The following is a 591-nucleotide window of genomic DNA, read 5'->3' on the forward strand; positions in this document are numbered from 1 at the left end:
CTCCCGAGTGGTGTTTGTAACAACCACACATTCGCAAGAGCGGTGGCTGCTATCCAGTCGCCCATAGGATCTTCTCCCGCACGTGCTGGATCACCTTCCATTGCCGCGGCACCACCTCCAGCGTCTCGGTGATATCCTCACCCAGCTTGCGCAGCCGATGACCGCCGCAGCAATGGCAAGCGGCCGGCGCCGGCTCGACCACGCGTTCGCGCGGCAGATGCTCGGGAAATGGCTGGCGCGCCGGTCGCTTGCGCATGTAAGGCGCCACCTCGGTGGTCCGGGCCGCGGCCTGTTCGGCGGCGATCTCGTCTTCCGTCGCGGTGCTCTCGAGTTCCTCGAAGGTGAGTTCCATCTGGTCGTGCAGGCGGGCTGAGCGTTCAGAACTCTGACCATGCAGCGCCCGCTGCAGCTTCCGGATCGTCAGATGCTGATGCGCGATCAGCGCCGCATCATCCGATGCCTTGGCCCTGGCGACCGCCAGTTCGGCCTCGACCAGCGCAGCGCGCGCGGCCTCGTCTTCGGCTCTGGCCAGCGCCGCGGTCAGCGCTGCTCTCAGCGCGCCAATATCGTCCGGAACAGCATCCTGGGCGG

The 591-nt window shown here is 66.5% G+C and carries 1 pseudogene; it reads right to left on the minus strand.

Features of this window, described 5'->3' with window-relative positions:
• Positions 1–70: 70 nt before the first annotated feature.
• Positions 71–591 (minus strand): annotated as a pseudogene (locus NKH04_RS33375) (IS66 family transposase); the annotation flags it as partial.

Source organism: Mesorhizobium sp. M1365, from assembly GCF_040317865.1.
Classification (GTDB): domain Bacteria; phylum Pseudomonadota; class Alphaproteobacteria; order Rhizobiales; family Rhizobiaceae; genus Mesorhizobium.